The organism is Caballeronia sp. AZ1_KS37, assembly GCF_023631165.1.
GTDB lineage: Bacteria > Pseudomonadota > Gammaproteobacteria > Burkholderiales > Burkholderiaceae > Caballeronia > Caballeronia zhejiangensis.
Map to the genome: position 1 here is coordinate 103,671 of NZ_JALQDP010000013.1, position 19,119 is coordinate 122,789.

22 protein-coding genes and 1 pseudogene are annotated in these 19,119 nt (G+C 62.8%); 9 read left to right on the forward strand and 14 right to left on the reverse strand.

What is annotated here, in order from left to right; all coding sequences use genetic code 11:
• Positions 1–60 precede the first annotated feature (60 nt).
• Together NCS00_RS10385 and NCS00_RS10390 are read right to left on the reverse strand one after the other, a co-directional pair.
• On the reverse strand, positions 61–1,440 hold the full coding sequence (locus NCS00_RS10385) for a sigma-54 dependent transcriptional regulator (protein ID WP_008342313.1): 1,380 nt from the start codon (positions 1,438–1,440) through the stop codon (positions 61–63).
• Between the two features lie 383 nt (positions 1,441–1,823).
• On the reverse strand, positions 1,824–1,988 hold the full coding sequence (locus NCS00_RS10390; RefSeq protein WP_250440031.1) for a hypothetical protein: 165 nt from the start codon (positions 1,986–1,988) through the stop codon (positions 1,824–1,826).
• A gap of 107 nt (positions 1,989–2,095) precedes the next feature.
• Here NCS00_RS10390 and NCS00_RS10395 point away from each other — a divergent pair, with 107 nt between their 5' ends.
• On the forward strand, positions 2,096–2,296 hold the full coding sequence (locus tag NCS00_RS10395) for a hypothetical protein (RefSeq protein ID WP_008342315.1): 201 nt from the start codon (positions 2,096–2,098) through the stop codon (positions 2,294–2,296).
• Positions 2,297–2,397: 101 nt separating this feature from the next.
• On the forward strand, positions 2,398–2,895 hold the full coding sequence (locus tag NCS00_RS10400; protein ID WP_008342320.1) for a dihydrofolate reductase: 498 nt from the start codon (positions 2,398–2,400) through the stop codon (positions 2,893–2,895).
• A gap of 62 nt (positions 2,896–2,957) precedes the next feature.
• Here the strand turns inward: NCS00_RS10400 and pmbA are convergent, their stop codons facing one another.
• Positions 2,958–4,328 (reverse strand): metalloprotease PmbA, encoded by a 1,371-nt coding sequence (pmbA, locus tag NCS00_RS10405; RefSeq protein WP_008342321.1) that lies wholly within the window; start codon positions 4,326–4,328, stop codon positions 2,958–2,960.
• A gap of 215 nt (positions 4,329–4,543) precedes the next feature.
• Here pmbA and yjgA point away from each other — a divergent pair, with 215 nt between their 5' ends.
• Both yjgA and mog read left to right on the forward strand, forming a co-directional pair.
• Complete coding sequence (yjgA, locus tag NCS00_RS10410; protein ID WP_034472813.1) at positions 4,544–5,149, forward strand: ribosome biogenesis factor YjgA; 606 nt, start codon at positions 4,544–4,546, stop codon at positions 5,147–5,149.
• Complete coding sequence (mog, locus tag NCS00_RS10415) at positions 5,136–5,744, forward strand: molybdopterin adenylyltransferase (RefSeq protein WP_250440032.1); 609 nt, start codon at positions 5,136–5,138, stop codon at positions 5,742–5,744. The genes yjgA and mog overlap by 14 nt, the downstream gene beginning before the upstream one ends.
• On the opposite strand, the gene orn is transcribed toward mog, so the two are convergent.
• The gene (orn, locus tag NCS00_RS10420; RefSeq protein ID WP_033537098.1) at positions 5,741–6,349 is read right to left on the reverse strand and encodes an oligoribonuclease; all 609 of its coding nucleotides are present in this window, start codon (positions 6,347–6,349) and stop codon (positions 5,741–5,743) included. The genes mog and orn overlap by 4 nt on opposite strands.
• Positions 6,350–6,452: 103 nt before the next feature.
• Here orn and NCS00_RS10425 point away from each other — a divergent pair, with 103 nt between their 5' ends.
• Genes NCS00_RS10425 through NCS00_RS10435 form a run of 3 tightly spaced genes read left to right on the forward strand, consistent with a single transcriptional unit; the run spans position 6,453 to position 8,964 of the window.
• Entirely contained in the window at positions 6,453–7,721 is a 1,269-nt protein-coding gene (locus NCS00_RS10425; protein ID WP_008342330.1) for a M48 family metallopeptidase, read from the forward strand.
• Positions 7,718–8,644: a ribosome small subunit-dependent GTPase A gene (rsgA, locus tag NCS00_RS10430; RefSeq protein WP_250434988.1), complete on the forward strand. Its 927-nt coding sequence runs from the start codon at positions 7,718–7,720 to the stop codon at positions 8,642–8,644. The genes NCS00_RS10425 and rsgA overlap by 4 nt, the downstream gene beginning before the upstream one ends.
• Positions 8,641–8,964, forward strand: a complete 324-nt coding sequence (locus NCS00_RS10435) for a putative signal transducing protein (protein ID WP_034472677.1) — start codon at positions 8,641–8,643, stop codon at positions 8,962–8,964. Before rsgA ends, NCS00_RS10435 begins: the two co-directional genes overlap by 4 nt.
• On the opposite strand, the gene NCS00_RS10440 is transcribed toward NCS00_RS10435, so the two are convergent.
• From NCS00_RS10440 to rpsP, 6 genes are all read right to left on the reverse strand, one after another.
• On the reverse strand, positions 8,965–9,903 hold the full coding sequence (locus NCS00_RS10440) for a CobD/CbiB family protein (RefSeq protein ID WP_008342334.1): 939 nt from the start codon (positions 9,901–9,903) through the stop codon (positions 8,965–8,967).
• A 119-nt stretch (positions 9,904–10,022) separates the two neighbouring features.
• Positions 10,023–10,682: a CoA pyrophosphatase gene (locus NCS00_RS10445; RefSeq protein WP_008342336.1), complete on the reverse strand. Its 660-nt coding sequence runs from the start codon at positions 10,680–10,682 to the stop codon at positions 10,023–10,025.
• 143 nt (positions 10,683–10,825) lie between these two features.
• A complete protein-coding gene (gene rplS, locus NCS00_RS10450; RefSeq protein WP_008342338.1) occupies positions 10,826–11,215 on the reverse strand; it encodes a 50S ribosomal protein L19 in 390 nt (129 codons plus the stop codon).
• Positions 11,216–11,344: 129 nt separating this feature from the next.
• A complete protein-coding gene (gene trmD / locus NCS00_RS10455) occupies positions 11,345–12,115 on the reverse strand; it encodes a tRNA (guanosine(37)-N1)-methyltransferase TrmD (protein WP_250440034.1) in 771 nt (256 codons plus the stop codon).
• Positions 12,116–12,140: 25 nt separating this feature from the next.
• A complete protein-coding gene (rimM, locus tag NCS00_RS10460) occupies positions 12,141–12,887 on the reverse strand; it encodes a ribosome maturation factor RimM (protein ID WP_034472683.1) in 747 nt (248 codons plus the stop codon).
• 54 nt (positions 12,888–12,941) lie between these two features.
• Entirely contained in the window at positions 12,942–13,196 is a 255-nt protein-coding gene (gene rpsP, locus NCS00_RS10465; protein ID WP_008342343.1) for a 30S ribosomal protein S16, read from the reverse strand.
• A 240-nt stretch (positions 13,197–13,436) separates the two neighbouring features.
• Between rpsP and NCS00_RS10470 the strand changes: the two genes are divergently transcribed.
• Complete coding sequence (locus NCS00_RS10470) at positions 13,437–13,940, forward strand: TM2 domain-containing protein (RefSeq protein ID WP_008342345.1); 504 nt, start codon at positions 13,437–13,439, stop codon at positions 13,938–13,940.
• A gap of 4 nt (positions 13,941–13,944) precedes the next feature.
• On the opposite strand, the gene NCS00_RS10475 is transcribed toward NCS00_RS10470, so the two are convergent.
• Positions 13,945–15,072: a PA0069 family radical SAM protein gene (locus NCS00_RS10475; RefSeq protein ID WP_008342347.1), complete on the reverse strand. Its 1,128-nt coding sequence runs from the start codon at positions 15,070–15,072 to the stop codon at positions 13,945–13,947.
• 68 nt (positions 15,073–15,140) lie between these two features.
• Positions 15,141–15,629: an Lrp/AsnC ligand binding domain-containing protein gene (locus NCS00_RS10480; RefSeq protein ID WP_008342349.1), complete on the reverse strand. Its 489-nt coding sequence runs from the start codon at positions 15,627–15,629 to the stop codon at positions 15,141–15,143.
• A gap of 132 nt (positions 15,630–15,761) precedes the next feature.
• Between NCS00_RS10480 and NCS00_RS10485 the strand changes: the two genes are divergently transcribed.
• Entirely contained in the window at positions 15,762–17,054 is a 1,293-nt protein-coding gene (locus NCS00_RS10485; RefSeq protein WP_250440036.1) for a D-amino acid dehydrogenase, read from the forward strand.
• 59 nt (positions 17,055–17,113) lie between these two features.
• On the opposite strand, the gene NCS00_RS10490 is transcribed toward NCS00_RS10485, so the two are convergent.
• On the reverse strand, positions 17,114–18,904 hold the full coding sequence (locus tag NCS00_RS10490; RefSeq protein WP_250440038.1) for an acyl-CoA dehydrogenase: 1,791 nt from the start codon (positions 18,902–18,904) through the stop codon (positions 17,114–17,116).
• Between the two features lie 104 nt (positions 18,905–19,008).
• Positions 19,009–19,119, reverse strand: a pseudogene (locus tag NCS00_RS10495) (electron transfer flavoprotein subunit alpha/FixB family protein); the annotation flags it as partial.

Here is a 19,119-nt window from a genome sequence, read left to right on the forward strand (position 1 = left end):
GCGGCACGAAAAAACGGGCGCCTTGTGGCGCCCGTCCGGTGTTCGTCCGCGACCTGGCTGTCAGCCGCGCGTGGCGTGCTCCGAGGGCGCATCGACCTCGATGTGACGCATGCCATGCGCGCTCAACAGCCGATACAGCGTCACGCGCGAGATGCCCAATTCGTGCGCGGCGTCGCCAAGACGCCCGCGATGGCGCAGCAGCGCGAGTTCGATCGCCTGTCGTTCGGCGGCCTCGCGCGCCTGTGCGAGCGAGACCGGCGCGACTTCGACGTATTCGCCGAGTTCGAGATCGCGCGCTGTGATCTGACGCCCTTCCGACATCACGATGGCGCGCCGCACGCGGTTGATGAGCTCGCGCACGTTGCCCGGCCAGCCGTAGTTGTGGATCGCGGCGATCGCATCCGGCGAGAATCCGCGCAGCCGACGGCTCGCGTCCTTCTTGAAGCGGTCGAGCATGTGCTTCGCGAGCAGCTCGATGTCCTTGCCGCGCGCGCGCAGCGGCGGCTCGTCGATCTGCAGCACGCACAGCCGGTGATACAGGTCCGCGCGAAAGCGCCCTTCGATCATCGCGGTCTGCATGTCGACGTGCGTCGCGGAAATAATGCGCACGTCGACGGGCGTCGAGCCGTGTCCGCCGAGGCGCTCCACCTTGCGCTCCTGCAGGAAGCGCAACAGGCTCGCCTGGCTTTCGAGCGGCAGGTCGCCGATTTCATCGAGGAACAGCGTGCCGCCATTGGCCGCTTCGACACGGCCGATCTTGCGTTGATTCGCGCCCGTGAAAGCGCCGCGTTCGTAACCGAAGAGCTCCGATTGCAGCAGATGCGCGGGAATCGCGCCACAGTTGATCGCCACGAACGGCTGATCGCGGCGCGCCGAGCGCTCGTGAATGGCAACAGCCGTGAGTTCCTTGCCGGTGCCGGATTCGCCGGAGATGAACACGGGCGCATCGGTCATCGCGACCTTGCGGATCGAGCGGAAGAGCGCGAGCATCGCGTCGCACGAACCGACCATTTCGCCCTCGGCGCGGCCCTCGCTGCGCGCATCGTTCGACGCGGCGTCATGCAGCGAAACCATGCCGTACGCATGACCGACGGAATCGACGATGCGGTCGTTGGACGTCGGCAGCGTCACGTAATCGAAGCAATAGTCGCGAATGAGACGCCGCACGGCAGCGTCTTCCAGTTGCCCGGCAACCGTGGCCGCGACCCAGCCCACGTTGGTCATCGTCAGCGACGATTCGAACGCCGCCAGTTCATGAGATTCGAAATGACTCGACAGATCGAGCAGCCCGCCGGTCGCCAGATCGCTGCGCAAAGCCTTGCGCGTGTCGCGCGCGTTCGCGACGATTTCGATATGCCAACCGCGCTCCTCGAATCGCGCGCACAGCGTCTCGCTTGGATCGCGAGTCACATAGATGAGTTGCCGCCGAGCGACGTCCATTATTCAGATCCTTTGTTCAACATTCGTTGAAAAGGTCACGTAGTTCAAGGCTCGCGCTACATCGCAAACTTCGTTGCCCTCGCACGTTGCTCGCAAACGTCTGGAGAGGATTTGCCATTCGAACCGTCGCCCCCGGGACACGGCGCGAAACACCACGCACCCTTCCACGAAACCCTTTATGTCTGATTCTGCGCCGTTTTTGAGAGACTACTATAACCCAGAAACCCCGGAAACAAATATCGCGAGAGTCGCCGGATTAGCCACAAAACCTTGACAGGACGGCCTTGGCAAGAATTTCTCACACGATTATCAACGAGATTGCGCACAATTTAATAAGACAAAATCTTATACCGATTTCGCCGGAAGTTCACGTTTTTCTGCCTTCATGTTTCAGCAGTGAAACGTTTACAGCCGAATTTTTGCTGCGGACTTTCGTCGGATTTTCGCCATTCATTGCGCAGCAACGCTCTGCCGGACATGGCACGCAATTCGCTCCAATAGAACCGCGCCCGAAGGTAAGCAATACTCGCTGCCGAACGAGCGTTCATCTTTATCCCTGCATTCGACTCCCGCTTAATCGTTTTACCGAGAAAGTGATTACTTTATTTCCGGATATTTCCGTGGCGGGAATTTATTACTTGGTTATGTCGTCACGATGGCACGCGATAGTTCTTTAAGGCGCGGAGAAACAACCGACGCGCATCAAAATGGCGAGAACGCGGACGAATCCGCCGCGTCGGGCCTGCCCGACGATCGTCCGACTGGCTCGGGCGTCAGCGTGACGCTATGGGACGAGATCGCGCCGCCCCCATGGCACACGACGCTGCCGCTCGGCGACGAAGCGCCGGAGGCGTAGGCCCGCGCGGCGCGCCGAGCGCTGGCCGCGCCGCAAGCGTCGGTTAGAATCGTCACCCGGCCGCGCTGCCCGCGCGCGCCAGCTTGCCGGACTTCTATTCCATGACGACGCTGACTCTGATCGTCGCCCGAGCGCGCAATGGCGTGATCGGACGCGAAAACCAACTGCCCTGGCGCCTGCCCGAGGATCTCGCCTTCTTCAAGCGCACGACGATGGGCGCGCCCATCATCATGGGCCGCAAGACGCATGAATCCATCGGCAGGGCGCTGCCGGGGCGGCGCAATATCGTCGTGTCGCGCGACGGCACCCGGCGCTACGAAGGCTGCGATGTCGTGACGAGCCTCGAAGCGGCGCTCGCGCTCGAACCGGCGAAGGAAGCGTTTCTGATCGGCGGCGCGCAGTTGTATCAGGATGCCATTGCGCGTGCGGACAAGATGATCGTCACCGAGATCGACGCCGATTTCGATGGCGACACGCGCTTTCCGGCGCCCGATCCCGAGTTGTGGCGCGAAGTGTCGCGCGAGCCGCATCGCGCAGCGGCGCCGAACGATTTCGCGTTCGCCTTCGTGACCTACGAGCGCATCGCCTCGTCGGAATGAAGCCGGAATGAAAAAAGGCTCCGGATGCGCTCCGGAGCCTGTCTCTTCTCGACCGGCGCGGCTTACTGGCCCGCGACCGTCATCCGCTCGATCAGCACCGAGCCGATTTCCTTCGTGCCGCGCACGACGGTATCCGCGCCGATTGCCTCGATATGGCGGAACATCTCCTGCAGCGTGCTCGCCACGGTGATTTCCTCGACGGCATGCACGATCTTGCCGTTCTCGACCCAGAAACCCGACGCGCCGCGCGAGTAGTCGCCCGTCACGTAGTTCACGCCCTGCCCCATCAGTTCGGTAAGCAGGAGGCCGGTATCGAGCTTCTTCAGCATCGCTTCGAAGTCGTCCTCGGGCTTCGTGTGCGCGCTCGTCATCGTCAGATTGTGCGAGCCGCCCGCGTTGCCGGTCGTCTGCATGCCGAGCTTGCGCGCGGAGTACGTCGAGAGGAAATAGCCCTGCACGACGCCATCCTCGACGACGTTACGGCGTTGCGTACGCACGCCTTCTTCGTCGAACGGGGCGCTGCCCATGCCGCCCTTCACATGCGGATCCTCGACGATCTGGATATGCGGCGCGAACACCGGCTTGCCGAGGCTATCGACGAGGAACGTAGTCTTGCGATACAACGCGCCGCCGCTCACCGACTGCACGAACGCGCCGAGAATGCCCGCCGCGAGCGGCGCTTCGAACAGCACGCGGCACTTGCGCGTGTCGAGGCTCTTCGCGTTGAGCCGCGCGAGCGCCCGCTCGGCGGCGTAGCGGCCGACGGCTTCGGGCGCCGCAAGCGCGGATGCATCGCGTTTGGACGTGTACCAGTCGTCGCGCTGCATGTCGCGGCCGGCCGCGGCGATCGGCGCGCACGCAATGTAGTGACGCGAGTACGGATAGCCCGCCATGAAGCCGCGCGACGTCGCGAGCACGAACTGCGAATGCTGCGCGGAAACGCTCGCGCCTTCCGAATTGGTCACGCGCTTGTCGACGGCGAACGCTGCGGCCTCCGCGCGGCGCGCGATCTCGGCGGCCTCTTCGGCGTCGATGTCCCACGGGTGATAAAGATCGAGGTCCTGCGGCGACTTTTCCAGCAACTCGGCTTCCGCGAGGCCGGCCGCGCTGTCCTCCGCCGTGAAGCGCGCGATGTTGTACGCGGCCGCGACCGTGTCGCGCAATGCGTCGCGCGTGAAGTCCGCAGTGCTCGCGTTGCCGCGCTTCTTGCCGATGAACACGGTCACGCCGACCATCTTGTCGCGATTGTGCTCGATGGTCTCCACTTCGCCGCGCCGCACGCTCACCGACAGGCCGTCGCCCTCGGAGATCTCGGTGGCCGCATCGCTCGCGCCGAGTTCCTTCGCGTAGCGCAGGATGTCGGAGGCGATCTCCTTCAGCTCGTCCTGCGTATGCGGGAAGTAGCGTTGCTTGACGTCCATGTCTGCTGCCATTTTTGGTTGCCTTTGGAAGTCGGGCGTGTCGCGCCCGCGCATGTCGTGATTGCTTCGGGATTCCCGGCCAGATGCGCTCGTCGTCGAGCATCGCAAAGCGGGACCGGCGTATCACGCGATCATAGCAAGGACGGCGTGCATTCACCCGCCAAGGTTTGTCGCAGCGCCGGCCGCGACCCGGCAAAAGCGATGCGGGCGCAAGCTACAATGTCGGGATGAACCGTAAAACCCGCATTCAACCGATCGATTCCGGCCGCGACGACGATCGCGAGGCCGACGAAAACGGCTACGACCGTCCGAGCAAATCCCAGCTCAAGCGCGAAATGCACGCGCTGCAGGAGCTGGGGGAAGCGCTCATCGCGCTGCCCAAGGATGCGCTCAAACGCATGCCGATGCCCGAGGATCTCGGCGACGCCGTGCGCGAGGCACGCCGCATCACCGATCACGAAGGCAAGCGCCGTCAGTTGCAGTACGTCGGCAAGGTCATGCGCTCGCTGACCGAAGACGAAGTCGCCGCGCTGCGCACCGCGCTCGACACCCATCGCGGCGTGAACAAGGCCGAAACCGCGCGCATGCACTGGATCGAGCGCACGCGCGAACAATTGCTCGCCGATGACGCCGCGCTCACCGAATTCATCCGCACGCATCCGGGCGTCGATCCGCAGGAAGGCCGCACGCTGATCCGCAACGCGCGCAAGGAGCGCGAGCAGCAAAAGCCGCCGCGCTATTACCGCGAACTCTTCCAGTGGATCAAGAACGCGTCGGGCGCGCAAGACGACGATGTCGAAGACGACGAGGACGATCGCGATGACGACGCGTGACGAACTGATAGTCGGACTGGTGTCGATCAGCGATCGCGCGTCTTCCGGCGTCTACGAGGACAAGGGCTTGCCGTCGCTCGTCGAGTGGCTCGACGCGGCGCTCTCGACGCCGTTTCGAGCCGAGACGCGGCTGATTCACGACGACGCCGCGACCATTTCCGCGACGCTCGTCGAGCTCGTCGATACGCACCGCTGCGATCTGGTGCTGACGACAGGCGGCACCGGCCCGTCCCGCCGCGACGTGACGCCCGAGGCGACGCTCGCCGTCGCCACCAAGCCGATGCCCGGCTTCGGCGAGCAGATGCGCCAGATCAGCCTGAATTTCGTGCCGACGGCCATTCTCTCGCGGCAAGTCGCGGTGATTCGCGAAACGGAAGACCACGCTGCGCTCATCATCAATCTGCCGGGCCAGCCGAAGTCGATCCGCGAAACGCTCGAAGGTCTGAAAGACGCAGACGGCAGAACGAAAGTGCCGGGCATTTTCGCGGCCGTGCCGTATTGCATCGATCTGATCGGCGGGCCGTATATCGAAACGCGGCCGGAAGTGGTCGCCGCGTTTCGTCCGAAGAGCGCGATCCGCCCGCCGAAGAATTAGGACGCGGCTGCGCTCGCCGACGGAATCAGGAAATGCTGGCGGTAGTACTTGAGCTCGTCGATCGACTCGTGGATATCGGCGAGCGCCGTGTGCATCGCACGCTTCTGAAAGCCCTTGTAAATCGCCGGCTGCCAGCGGCGGCACAGTTCCTTCAACGTGCTGACGTCGAGATTGCGATAGTGGAAGAACGTCTCCAGTTCGGGCATCCAGCGCGCCATGAAGCGTCGGTCCTGGCAGATCGAGTTGCCGCACATCGGCGACTTGCCGGGCGGCACGTAAGCCCCGAGAAAATCGCGGATCTGGCGCGTGGCTTCGGCTTCATCGACCGTCGACGCCTTCACGCGCTCCGTCAGCCCCGAGCGGCCGTGCGTGTTGCGATTCCACTCGTCCATGCGGCCGAGCGCTTCTTCCGTCTGATGAATCGCGAGGACCGGGCCTTCGACCATCTTGTCGAGCGTCGAATTCGTGACGACCACCGCGATCTCGATGATGCGATCGTTGTCCGGATCGAGGCCGGTCATCTCCATGTCGAGCCACACGAGGTTCATGTCGCTGCGCGCGAGCGCGTTTTCTTCTGATTCGGGCGTGGTGGAGATGTCGGTCATGAAAAGCGGCCTGAAAGATGGGAAAGCCATGCCGCACAGTTTCTGAGCGCGCCGGCACGGCCTAGAACCTATAATTCTCGCATAGTTCAATCGGAATTCCCGGATGACCAACCTCACTCTCGCCTTCTCGACGATCTTCGTCGTCGCCCTCGTCGCGATGGTTTCGACCAAGCTGTGGCTCGCATCGCGCCAGATCCGCTACGTCGCCGCGCATCGCAACGGCGTGCCCGCGCAATTCAGCGGCACGATCCCGCTCACGGCGCATCAGCGCGCCGCGGATTACACCGTCGAGCGCACGCGCCTCACCATGATCGAAGTCGTCACGAGCGCGGTCGTGCTCGTCGCGCTGACGCTGCTCGGCGGCGTCCAGGCGCTCGATCTCGCCATTTCGGACTGGCTCGGCCGCGGCTATCTCGGACAGATCGCGCTGGTGGCGTCGGTGGTGGCGATCACGAGCGTCATCGATCTGCCGTTCGACTACATCCGCCATTTCGTGATCGAGGAAAAGTTCGGCTTCAATCGCATGTCGAAGAAGCTCTTCTTCGTCGATCTCGTCAAGGGCACGGTGCTCGCCATCGTGATCGGCGCGCCGCTCTTGCTGCTCACGCTCTGGCTCATGGATCGCGCCGGCACCTTCTGGTGGCTGTGGACGTGGATGGTCTGGGTGGCTTTCCAGCTGCTCGCGATGATCATCTATCCGACCTTCATCGCGCCGCTCTTCAACAAGTTCGAACCGCTGAAGGATGAAGCACTCGTCGCACGCATCACGAATCTGATGTCGCGCACGGGCTTCGCCGCGAAAGGCCTGTTCGTGATGGACGGCAGCCGCCGCTCGGCGCACGGCAACGCGTATTTCACCGGCTTCGGCGCGGCAAAGCGCATCGTGTTCTTCGACACGCTGCTCGCGCGGCTTTCCGGCAACGAAATCGAAGCGGTGCTCGCGCACGAACTCGGCCATTTCAAGCGCCGTCACGTTCTGAAGCTGATGGTCGTCATGTTCGGCATCAGCCTCGCGATGCTCGCGCTGCTCGGCTGGCTCATTCAGACGACGTGGTTCTACGAAGGTCTCGGCGTGCGGCCGTCGCTCGTCGGCAGCAATAACGGGCTCGCGCTCGTGCTCTTCATGCTCGTGCTGCCCGTGTTCATGTTCTTCATCACGCCGCTCGGCAGCCTGACGTCGCGCAAGAACGAGTTCGAAGCCGATGCTTTCGCCGCCAGCCAGACCGATCCGAAGGATCTCGTGAACGCGCTCGTGAAGCTGTATGAAGACAACGCGTCGACGCTCACGCCCGATCCGATCTACACCGCGTTCTACTACTCGCATCCGCCCGCCTCGCAGCGCATCGACCGCCTGATGCAGCACGCCGCATGACGCGCGGGTTCAAGCGGTCAGGTGCGGCGGCACGGCTCGAAGGCACGGTGATCGCCGCGCACGGGCGGCACTATCTCGTCACGCCCGAAGACGGCGGCGCGATGCTCCAGTGCTTCCCGCGCGGCAAGAAAAGCGAAGTGGCCGTAGGCGATCGCGTGTTCTACGAGCAGTCGTCGGCGGATCAGGGCGTGATCGTCGAGATCGCCGAACGGCGCAATCTGCTCTATCGCTCGGATCAGTTCAAGTCGAAGCTCTTCGCGGCGAATCTCGATCAACTTCTGATCGTGCTCGCCACCGAGCCGCATTTCAGCGAAGACCTGCTCGGACGCGCGCTGATCGCGGCCGAGGCGCACGGTCTGGAATCGCTGATCGTATTGAACAAGATCGATGTCGAAAGCGCGTTGCCGCTCGCGCGCGAACGTCTCGCGCCGTATCGCGAACTCGGCTACACGGTGATCGAGCTCTCGGCGAAGATGGCGCCCGGCGACGTTCATCCGCAACTCGACGCACGCCTCAAAGACCGCTCGACGATCCTGCTCGGTCAATCCGGCATGGGCAAATCGACGCTCGTGAACCTGCTCGTCCCCGATGCCGACGCCGCCACACGCGAGATTTCGTCCGCGCTCAACAGCGGCCGTCATACGACCACATTCACGCGTCTCTACGATCTGCCAGGCGGCGGCTCGCTGATCGATTCGCCGGGCTTTCAGGAATTCGGCCTGCATCATCTGTCGGAAGGCCAGCTCGAGCGCGCCTTCGCCGATTTCCGGCCTTATCTCGGACATTGCCGCTTCTACAACTGCCATCATCTGCACGAGCCGGGATGCGCGGTGCTCGAAGCCGTCGAAGCGGGAAAAATTCGCCCCGAACGTCACGCGCTCTACGCGCAACTCGTGCACGAAGCCAGCCAGATCGTTCGATGAAGCGGCTCACGCGCGCTCCCGATCTCATCACGGCGCAGCATTGGGTGAACGTGCTGTCGGCCGCGGGCGTGCCGTGCGAGTTGCACAACCGTTATTTGAATGGCGCGATGGGGGAGATTCCGGCCGATCAGTGCGCGCCGGAAATCTGGATCGTCGACGATCGCGACGAAGCGCTGGCCTTGCGCCTTCTGGAGCGCGCGAGAAAAGGGCCGGACGCGAACGCCCGGCCCTGGAAGTGCAAGCATTGCGGCGAGTGGCTGGAGCCGCAGTTCACCGTCTGCTGGAATTGCCAGACGGCGCGCGATCCGCTCGACGATTGATTACGCCAGCCACACGGCGATCGTCAGCATCAGCAGCAGCAACATCCACAAAATGACTGCCCGCCATACGAGGCCGACAGCCGATTGCAGCGTGCGCGGCGTGCAATCGTCGCCGACGGGCAACGGACTGGCATCGCCGACGGCAAGCGCTTCGACCGAAAGCGGCTCGGCGAGCGGCCCCGCGAGACGCGCGCCCAGCGCACCGCTGCCCGCTGCCAGCAACACGCCTTCGTTTGCGTCCGGCCATTGGCGCGCGTGATTGCGCCACGCGTAAATGGCGTCCTCGAAATTGCCGACGATCGCGAAACCGAGCGACGTCAGACGCGCGGGCACCCAATCGATGATGAAGAACGCGCGTTGCGCGAACGACGAGAACTCCGCGGTGCGCTCGGGATTCGGCTTCGACCACGCGCGCGCGAGGTATTCGGCGATGCGATAGAGCACCGCGCCCGCCGGGCCGATCGGAATCAGAAACCAGAAGAATACGCCGAACACGTGCCGGTGCGATGCCACGACCGCATGAACCAGCGTATGCCGGACGATTTCGCTGACGGGCATGTCGACCGTATCGATGCCGGTCCACTCGGCCAGGACTTCCCGCGCGCGCGGAACGTCGTCGTTGTTGAGCGCGAGGTGGATATCGGTGAAATAGTGGCTGAACTGCCGGAAACCGAGCGTGAAATAGACGATCACTACGTTCCAGAAGAACGCCAGAACGAAGTTGATCCGATAGAGCACGTAATAGACGAGCCCGACGAAGAGCGTCCACGGCAGCACGACCACGAGCCACGCGACGATGCCATGCTTCTCCTTGCCGGCATCGAAACCGTGCGCGGTGGATTCCGCATGATATTGAAGCAACGCCGAAATCGGATTGTGCGGCGATAACGCGCGCATCTGCTCAATGACGAGAGCCAGCAATACGGAGAAAAAAGTCATGCGAAGCGCCGAAACGGTCGGATAGTTCGAGTTTCGCGTAACGATAGCACAGCACCCGACGCCTTTAATGCGCTAAGTATTTGCGCAACGCGCAACAAGGGCGCGGACTTTTCGCGCCGTCACGCGCGAGCCACGAGGAAGCGATAAAAATTGCGCAACATGCCAGCCGTTGCGCCCCAGATGAAATATGGAGCCTTCCCGTCGCCGGGGCTGTATGGCATGGCAAAAAAACGACGCTCGCCGCCTTCCCAGCGAAAGACCCGCACTTCATGATTCGCGGGATTCATGAGCCACGCGAGCGGCACTTCGAAGATATCGGCGACTTCGCGTGTATCGGCCTTCAATGTGAATGGCGGATTCACGAGCGCGACGACCGGCGTCACCTTGAAACCCGTGCCCGTCAGATACTCGGGCATCGCGCCGATGACCTCGCAATGCTCCGCGCCCAACCCCACCTCTTCGTAGGCTTCGCGAAGCGCGGTGGCGGCGGCATCGGCGTCTTCGGGCTCGCGTCGGCCGCCCGGAAAACTGATCTGCCCCGCGTGATCCGACAGATGATCGGCGCGCTGCGTCAGCAGCACGGTCAAGCCGCCCTCGCGCACGACGAGCGGCACCAGCACAGACGCCACGCGCGGATCGCCGCCGATCGCCTTGATGCGCTGCTCGCGCTCTTCCTGCGCCCAGTCGAGATCCATCGCGAAACGCGCGCGCAAGCCTTCAGGCGTGAGGCGCTCGGGCGGAACGGGCGGGAGTGTCTCGCCCGTCGAGAGGACGGGCATCGTTTCGGGTTCGAGGATGCGGGGAGTCGAAGTCTTTCCGGTGGACACGGGTCGAGAACGGTTCTGTGGAAGCCTCAATTTGAACACACCAAAGAAAAAAGCACCCGAGGGGTGCTTTTTTCGTACTGCGTCTGGCGAGGGACTTACTCTGCGGAAGCAGCAGACTTGTCCTTGAACACCAGCTTTTCCTTGATTCGAGCCGACTTGCCCGAACGCTCGCGCAGGTAGTAGAGCTTCGCACGGCGGACATCGCCACGACGCTTCACGACGATGCTCGCGAGCAGCGGCGAGTAGGTCTGGAACGTACGCTCGACGCCTTCGCCCGACGAGATCTTGCGGACGATGAAGTTCGAGTTCAGGCCACGGTTACGCTTCGCGATGACGACACCTTCGTAAGCCTGAACACGCTTGCGCGTGCCTTCGACCACGTTCACGTTGACGACGACGGTATCGCCCGGCGCGAAGTCGGGGATGCTCTTCTCGCCCAGAACGCGTGCGATCTCTTCCTTCTCGAGTTGCTCAATCAGATTCATTACTGACTCCTTGTGCCATCTTGCCGGAGTTGTGTGCCTTGTATTGAGTCAGGCCCCGGTAGAGGATGGGTTTGCTTCAGGCGCCGATACCACTCGACGCCCCCATTTTCCCGCTCGTCCGCTCGAAACCTATGCGGGCTTCGACGCTTCCTTCGCGAGTTCTGCGAGCCACGCCTCATCGGCACGGCTCAACATCTTGCTGCGACGCGCCCGCTCGATCAGATCGGGCCGCTTGTTGAATGTGTTGCGCAATGCTTCGCGCCTGCGCCAGGCGTCGATTTCCTTGTGATGGCCGCCGAGCAGCACATCGGGAACGCGCACGCCGTCGTACTCTTCCGGACGCGTGTAGTGCGGGCAATCGAGCAGCACATCGACGAAACTGTCCTGCACCGCCGATTGCGCGTCGTTCAGCACACCCGGCAACTGACGCACTACGGCGTCCATCAGCGCCATGGCGGGGAGTTCTCCGCCGGACAGCACGAAGTCGCCGAGGCTCACTTCTTCGTCCACTTCACGGTCGATCAGGCGCTGATCGATCGCTTCGTAACGGCCGCACAGCAATACGAGACCGGGTTCCTGCGCGAATCGCATCACGCGATCGTGATCCAGCTTCGCACCTTGCGGCGACATCATCACGACGCGCGTCGACGTGATGCCCTGCTCGCGCTGCGCAGCCTTCGCCGCATGGATCGAGTCTTCCAGCGGGCGCGCCAGCATGACCATGCCGGGGCCGCCGCCGTAAGGGCGATCGTCGACGGTGCGGTAGTTGTCCGTGGTGAAATCGCGCGGATTCCACGTGCGCAGACCGAACCGCTCCTGCTTCACCGCCCGGCTGGTGATGCCCCAGTCGGTCAGCGCGCGAAACATTTCGGGAAAGAGCGTCACGACATCGAACTGCATCGCTCTCTCCGTAACGTGCCGATGTTCAATAATCGGCGTCCCAGTCGACGACGATACGCTTCGCCGCCCGGTCCACCGTCTTCACATATACGCCGACGAACGGAATGAGCCGCTCGCCGGTGACGGGCGCGCCGTCCTTGTTCGTATCCGGATACTCGATCCGCAGAATGGAATGCGCGCCGTTGTCGATAAGATCGGCGACGCGACCAAGCGCAACGCCAGCTTCATTTTCGACATCGAGGCCGATCAGATCGACCCAGTAAAATTCGTCGTCGCTGTCGAGCTTCGGGAAATCGCCACGCGCGATATTCACCGTATGGCCCTTCAGCGCGAGCGCCGCATCGCGGTCATCGCAGCCGGCCAGACGCGCGACGATGGTATCGGCGTGCACTTTCGACTGCAGGCAGCGCGCGGACTTGCGATCGCGGCCTTTGACGAGCCACCAGCGTTTGGCGCTCAGCAGCGCGTCGCCGCCCTGCTTGCCGTTCGCGTGCGGAACGATCTTGACCCAACCCTTCAGACCGTACGCATCGGCGATAAAACCGACTTCGACGGCGTCTTCGGGCAAAGCCTCGACCCGCTCGATTGCGGCTTCCGGCTGAATGCTGCCTTTATCGCTGCCTTTGTTGCTACCCGAAACGTCGCCCGCCACGCGGCGCGCGCCCGGCTTGCGGACGAACGCGCCAAACGTGGCGGAACTTTCATCTTGCCCCGGCTTCGTTCGGCCGATGTTTTCCGATGCGCGGCCGGATTCAGAATCGCGCGCGGACATCGGCGAACCTTTGGGCAGGTTTCGAGCGTTTATTACAGCGTCGGCTCAGCGAACTCAAGCAGCCGGCTGGGCTTGCTGAGCTTGCTTGACGAGACGCTCGACGGTCGGTGACAGTTGCGCGCCAACGCCTTGCCAGTACGTCAGGCGATCTTGCGCGATGCGCAGCGATTCGCCCTTGGTCGCGACCGGGTTGTAGAAACCCACGCGCTCGATGAAGCGGCCGTCACGGCGGCTACGCGAGTCGGTTGCGACGATGTTGTAGAACGGGCGCTTCTTCGAGCCGCCACGAGCCAAGCGGATGATGACCATGCTGAAATCCTTGAAAACCGGGGTTCGGAACAACGAGAACAGGCGATTATAGCCGGATTCCGACGCTCTAACAAACACTTAACGCATTTTTTGCATGTGACGCCAAGTTCGGCAAGAATTCGGCGCGTTGCCGGATACCGGAAATCACGCCAATGCGGCAACGTGCCATGGGCGGCGTGCTTGGCGGTAGGCGTAAAATGTCAGACCGGCGTCCGCCTCAATCCACCACCGCTTTCGCTGATGACTTCCTCGTCCGTCGCCACGCAATCCGGCTCCAAGCCGGCCGGCAAGCAGGTTCCGCCATACTTCCGCTCGAAAACGCTGACCGCCGCGCTGGCGTTCCTGTTCGGCTATATCGGACTGCATCGCTTCTACCTCTATGGAATGCGCGACAAGTACGGCTGGGCGCATATCGTCGGTATCGTAATGGGTGCGTTCGGCTATCTGCTGCTCGCCGAAACGGAGCGCACGTCGATTCTCGGCTGGGCGCTGGCATTTCCCGGCGCAATCTCGCTGCTTGCGGCTTTCCTCTCCGCGCTCGTCTACGGCCTGCGCCCGGACGCCAAGTGGGACGCGCAATTCAACGCGCACACGGGACGCGAAAGCCGCTCCGGTTGGACCGTGATCTTCGTCGTGATCTTTTCGCTGCTGATCGGCGCATTTCTGCTGATGACCGGTCTCGCGCTCACGTTCCAGACTTATTTCGAAGGCCAGGTCGAAGCCGCGAAGACTTTGTCGCAATAGAACGTCAGAACAAATCGAGCTGCGGGCTCGCCGGCGGCGGCGGCCGTTTCGCCGGTCGCTGAAACTCGGACATATCGAGAATCCCGCGCTGTCTTGCATTAAGCCCAAGACGTTTCGTCGCCTTCTGAAAGCGCTGTTTCAGCATGTCGGCCCAAAGGCCCTCGCCTTTCATGCGCTTCGAGAAATCCGAGTCGTAATCCTTGCCGCCGCGCATGTCGCGCACGCGGCTCATCACGCGATCCGCGCGGTCGGGAAAATGCGCGGCCAGCCAATCCTTGAAGAGCGGCGCGACTTCCCATGGCAGACGCAGCACGATATAGCTCGCGGTCGTCGCGCCCGCCTCTGCGCACGCTTCCAGCACACGCTCCAGGTCCGGCTCCGTCACGAACGGAATGACCGGCGCGATGCTCACGCCCACTGGAATGCCCGCCTCCGCGAGCGTGCGAATCGTGCGCAGACGCCGCGAAGGTGTGGCCGCGCGCGGTTCGAGCGTGCGCGCGATATCTGCATCGAGCGTGGTGACTGTGATCGCCGCCATCATCTGGCCGCGTTCGGCCATCGGCGCGAGCAGGTCTATGTCGCGCTCGATCAGCGAGCTCTTCGTGATCGCCGCGAACGGATGGCCGCAGTCGTGCAGCATCTGAATGACGCGCCGCGTGAGTTGCAGATCCCGTTCGACCGGCTGATACGCGTCGGTGTTGACGCCGAGCGCGATCGGCTCGGGCTCGTAGTTCGGCTTCGCCAGTTCGCGTTCGAGCAATTCGGGCGCGTTGATCTTCGCGTAAATGCGGCTTTCGAAATCGAGGCCGGGCGACAGTCCGAGATAGCTGTGCGTCGGACGAGCGAAACAGTAGATGCAGCCGTGCTCGCATCCGCGATAGGGATTGAGCGATACGGAGAACGGAATATCCGGCGAACTGTTGCGCGTGAGGATGGTTTTGGCGCGCTCTTCGAACACCTGCGTGCGCAGCGGCGGTGCGCTCTCGTCCTCGGCATCCGCGGCGTGCAGCCAGCCGTCGTCGACGCGCTCGCGCTCGTCCTTCTCGTAGCGGCCCTGGATGTTCGTGACCGCACCGCGCCCCTTCAACGGAGCGGGCGGCGCGACGGGATATTCACGATCCGGCGATGACATTTGCGACAAAATCCAACGATTGATACTGTACAAATATACAGTATCGACGTTTCGTCGCAAGCGAAAAATCACGTCTCGACGAGAATCTTCAGCGTCTCCTTGATCTCCTCCATCACCACATAGCTCTTCGACTGAACCGCGCCCGGCAGTTGCAACAGGATGTCGCCGAGCAGCTTGCGATAGTCCGCCATTTCGCCGATCCGCGCCTTGATCAGATAGTCGAAATCGCCCGACACGAGATGACACTCGAGCACTTCGGGAATCTTCTGCACTTCGCGCCGGAACTGCTCGAACATGTTGCCGCTTTTGTGATCCAGCGTGATCTCGACGAACACGAGCAGCGCCGCGCCGAGTTCGGTCGGATTCACGCGCGCGTAATAGCCGACGATGACACCGTCGCGCTCCATGCGTTTCACGCGCTCGATACACGGCGTCACGGACAATCCGACGCGCTCCGCCAGATCCTTCATCGCGATGCGGCCGTCCTCCTGAAGGATGTTCAAGATCTTGTGATCGAGCTTGTCGAGCGTACGGACCGGATTTCGCTGCGTTCGCATTTCTTTTTCCTGAAAATCGACCAAATACAATAACTAAAACTGCTTTGATCTCAATACTATAGGCGATAACACTAGACGGACAGGGTGTCGCAGGTATGGCCGGCTGTCCAGCGAAATCGAATTGGAGATCACATGCGAATCGTTATCCTCGGAAGCGGCGTCGTCGGCGTGACGAGCGCGTATTACCTTGCTCGCGCCGGCCACGAAGTCACGGTCATCGATCGCGAAGCCGGCCCCGCGCTCGAAACGAGTTTCGCGAACGCCGGACAGATCTCTCCCGGTTATGCATCGCCGTGGGCCGCGCCGGGCGTGCCGCTCAAAGCCGTGAAGTGGATGTTCGAAAAGCACGCGCCGCTCGCGATCCGCCTCGACGGCACGATGAATCAGTTGCAATGGATGTGGCAAATGCTGCGTAACTGCACGCAAGATCGCTACACGGTGAACAAGGGCCGCATGGTCCGCCTCGCCGAATACAGCCGCGACTGCCTGCAGGCGCTGCGCGCGGACACGGGCATTTCCTATGAAGGCCGCACGGGGGGCACGCTGCAACTGTTCCGTACGCAGCAGCAATTCGATGGCGCGGGCAAGGACATCGCCGTGCTGAAAGACGCGAACGTGCCGTTCGAGCTGCTCACCGCCGACGAACTCAAGAAGGCCGAACCCGCGCTCGCCGCCGTGTCGCAGAAGCTGACGGGCGGTCTGCGTCTGCCGAACGATGAAACCGGCGACTGCCAGATGTTCACCACGCGGCTCGCCGCAATGGCCGAAGCGCTCGGCGTCAAGTTCCGCTACAACACCTCGATCGACGCGCTCGCCGTCGCGAATGGCCGCATCGCCGGCGTGCAGTGCGGCAAGGAACTGGTGACGGCGGATTCGTACGTCGTCGCGCTCGGCTCGTATTCGCCGAAACTGCTGGGCGATCTCGTCAAGATTCCGGTCTATCCGCTGAAGGGCTATTCGATTACCGCGCCGATCGTCGATGCGAACCGCGCGCCTGTGTCGACCGTGCTCGACGAAACGTACAAGATCGCGATCACGCGTTTCGACGACCGCATCCGCGTGGGCGGCATGGCGGAAATTGTCGGATACGACAAGAAGCTCAAAGCGGCGCGTCGCGAAACGCTCGAAATGTGCGTGAACGACCTCTTCCCGGGCGGCGGCGACACCACGAACGCCACGTTCTGGACCGGCCTGCGCCCGATGACGCCTGACGGCACGCCGATCGTCGGCCGCACGCCGGTGCCGAACCTGTTCCTGAACACGGGCCACGGCACGCTCGGCTGGACGATGTCGTGCGGCTCCGGCCAATTGCTCGCCGATCTCATGTCCGGCAAGCAGCCCGCGATCCGCGCGGACGACCTTTCGGTGCATCGCTATTTCGGCGACGTCGGCGTGAAGACGCGTCCGGGATACGCGAACGCGTAATTCGCGTTGTCGCATCAAAGCAAAGCAAAGGCGCCTTCGATGAAGGCGCTTTGTCGTTTCTAGAACTGATCTTCGCTGAGTGCGAGCACGCCTTCCCCGCCGTTCGCGCTGACGATCGACGCCTCGATCCCAGGAGCCAGCGACAGAATGTGCTCCGCGAAAAACTCGGCTGTCGCGATCTTCGCGGAATGAAAGCGCTCGTCTTCCGCGCGTTTCGCCTGCGAGACGAGCATCGCGCGCGCCATCTGCCATCCGGACAACACGATGCCCGCAAGCCGCAGATACGGCACGCTGCCCGCGAACACCGCGTTCGGGTCGCTCTTGAACTTCGCGACGATGAACTCGATCGCGCGCGCCAGCGACAGACTTCCCGCGCTCAAATGTCGATGCATCGACTTGAACGGCTTGCCATCCACTTCGGCGAGCGCGGCGATCGTCTGATCGATCTGCGCGAGCAGCGCTTGCGCCGCACGGCCACCATCGCGCACGGTCTTGCGGCCGACGAGGTCGTTCGCCTGAATCGCCGTCGTGCCTTCGTAGATCGGCAGAATGCGCGCGTCGCGATAATGCTGCGCCGCGCCCGTCTCCTCGATGTAGCCCATGCCGCCATGCACCTGCACGCCGATACTCGCGACATCGACGGACATTTCCGTGGAAAAGCCCTTCACGATCGGCACGAGATATTCGTAGATCGCCTGATGACTCTTCCTGGCATCATCGTCCGGATGGCCGTGCGCGAGATCGCTGTGCGACGCTGCGACGTAGGCGAGCGCGCGGGCGCCTTCGGTGTAGGCGCGCATCGTCGAGAGCATGCGGCGCACGTCGGGGTGATGGATGATCGTCACCGGCTCCTTCGCGCTGCCATCGACGGGACGGCTCTGCACGCGCTCCTTCGCGTACGCGACCGCCTGTTGATACGCGCGCTCGGCGATCGCGACACCCTGCATGCCGACCGCAAAACGCGCCGCGTTCATCATGATGAACATGTATTCGAGGCCGCGATTCGCCTCGCCGATCAGATACCCGGTCGCCCCGCCGTGATCGCCGTATTGCAGCACGGCCGTCGGGCTCGCCTTGATGCCGAGCTTGTGCTCGATCGACACGCAATGCACGTCGTTGCGCTCGCCGAGCGAGCCGTCGTCATTGACGAGGAACTTCGGCACGAGAAAGAGCGAGATGCCTTTCACGCCCTCGGGCGCATCGGGCGTGCGCGCGAGCACGAGATGGACGATGTTCTTTGCCATGTCGTGTTCGCCGTACGTGATGAAGATTTTCGTGCCGAAGACCTTGTACGTGCCATCGCCCTGCGGCTCGGCCCGCGTGCGCACGAGCGCGAGATCGGAACCCGCCTGCGGCTCGGTGAGGTTCATCGTGCCGGTCCATTCGCCGCTAATGAACTTCGGCAGATAGCGCGCCTTCTGCTCGTCGCTGCCGGCGGTGAGGAGCGCCTCGATTGCGCCGTCGGTGAGCAGCGGGCACAGCGCGAAAGAGAGATTCGCCGAGTTGAGCGCTTCGATGCACGGCGTCGCGATGAGCTTCGGCAAGCCCTGTCCGCCGAAGTCCGCCGGATGCACGACGCCTTGCCAGCCGCCTTCCGCGAACTGGCGGAACGCGTTCTTGAAGCCGGGCGTCGTCGTGACTTCGCCGTTCGCCCAGGCGCTTGGATTGCGATCGCCTTCGACGTTCAGCGGCGCGATTACTTCGCTGCAAAAGCGCGCGGCTTCTTCGACGACGGCCTGCGCCGTATCGAAGCCCGCGTCTTCGTGACCGGGCAGCGCGGCGATGCGGTCGATATCCGCCAGCTCCTTCACTACGAACAACATGTCCTTGACGGGTGCGCGATAGCTCATCGTCCTGTCTCCTCCTGTTTCAATTTTCGGGTACAAAAAAAGGGCGCAACGTTCGTCGCGCCCTTTCTTATTTTTGTGGTGAGTGTTCGACTCACATGGCGCGGTTAGCCGAGCTCTTTCACCAGTTCCGGCACGACCGAGAACAGATCGCCGACGAGACCGTAATCGGCGACGCTGAAGATCGGCGCTTCGGGGTCTTTGTTGATCGCGACGAT

Coding starts and splice junctions, on each gene's coding strand:
- rpsP (WP_008342343.1), bottom strand. CDS start 13,196: ATGGTCATCATCCGCTTGGCTCGTGGCGGCTCGAAGAAGCGCCCGTTC.
- NCS00_RS10395 (WP_008342315.1), top strand. CDS start 2,096: ATGGCACGCGATAGTTCTTTAAGGCGCGGAGAAACAACCGACGCGCAT.
- mog (WP_250440032.1), top strand. CDS start 5,136: ATGACGACGCGTGACGAACTGATAGTCGGACTGGTGTCGATCAGCGAT.
- rplS (WP_008342338.1), bottom strand. CDS start 11,215: ATGAATCTGATTGAGCAACTCGAGAAGGAAGAGATCGCACGCGTTCTG.
- NCS00_RS10400 (WP_008342320.1), top strand. CDS start 2,398: ATGACGACGCTGACTCTGATCGTCGCCCGAGCGCGCAATGGCGTGATC.
- rsgA (WP_250434988.1), top strand. CDS start 7,718: ATGACGCGCGGGTTCAAGCGGTCAGGTGCGGCGGCACGGCTCGAAGGC.
- NCS00_RS10470 (WP_008342345.1), top strand. CDS start 13,437: ATGACTTCCTCGTCCGTCGCCACGCAATCCGGCTCCAAGCCGGCCGGC.
- NCS00_RS10475 (WP_008342347.1), bottom strand. CDS start 15,072: ATGTCATCGCCGGATCGTGAATATCCCGTCGCGCCGCCCGCTCCGTTG.
- NCS00_RS10390 (WP_250440031.1), bottom strand. CDS start 1,988: ATGAACGCTCGTTCGGCAGCGAGTATTGCTTACCTTCGGGCGCGGTTC.
- NCS00_RS10480 (WP_008342349.1), bottom strand. CDS start 15,629: ATGCGAACGCAGCGAAATCCGGTCCGTACGCTCGACAAGCTCGATCAC.
- NCS00_RS10435 (WP_034472677.1), top strand. CDS start 8,641: ATGAAGCGGCTCACGCGCGCTCCCGATCTCATCACGGCGCAGCATTGG.
- yjgA (WP_034472813.1), top strand. CDS start 4,544: ATGAACCGTAAAACCCGCATTCAACCGATCGATTCCGGCCGCGACGAC.
- pmbA (WP_008342321.1), bottom strand. CDS start 4,328: ATGGCAGCAGACATGGACGTCAAGCAACGCTACTTCCCGCATACGCAG.
- rimM (WP_034472683.1), bottom strand. CDS start 12,887: ATGTCCGCGCGCGATTCTGAATCCGGCCGCGCATCGGAAAACATCGGC.
- NCS00_RS10485 (WP_250440036.1), top strand. CDS start 15,762: ATGCGAATCGTTATCCTCGGAAGCGGCGTCGTCGGCGTGACGAGCGCG.
- NCS00_RS10445 (WP_008342336.1), bottom strand. CDS start 10,682: ATGCCCGTCCTCTCGACGGGCGAGACACTCCCGCCCGTTCCGCCCGAG.
- NCS00_RS10440 (WP_008342334.1), bottom strand. CDS start 9,903: ATGACTTTTTTCTCCGTATTGCTGGCTCTCGTCATTGAGCAGATGCGC.
- NCS00_RS10425 (WP_008342330.1), top strand. CDS start 6,453: ATGACCAACCTCACTCTCGCCTTCTCGACGATCTTCGTCGTCGCCCTC.
- orn (WP_033537098.1), bottom strand. CDS start 6,349: ATGACCGACATCTCCACCACGCCCGAATCAGAAGAAAACGCGCTCGCG.
- trmD (WP_250440034.1), bottom strand. CDS start 12,115: ATGCAGTTCGATGTCGTGACGCTCTTTCCCGAAATGTTTCGCGCGCTG.
- NCS00_RS10490 (WP_250440038.1), bottom strand. CDS start 18,904: ATGAGCTATCGCGCACCCGTCAAGGACATGTTGTTCGTAGTGAAGGAG.
- NCS00_RS10385 (WP_008342313.1), bottom strand. CDS start 1,440: ATGGACGTCGCTCGGCGGCAACTCATCTATGTGACTCGCGATCCAAGC.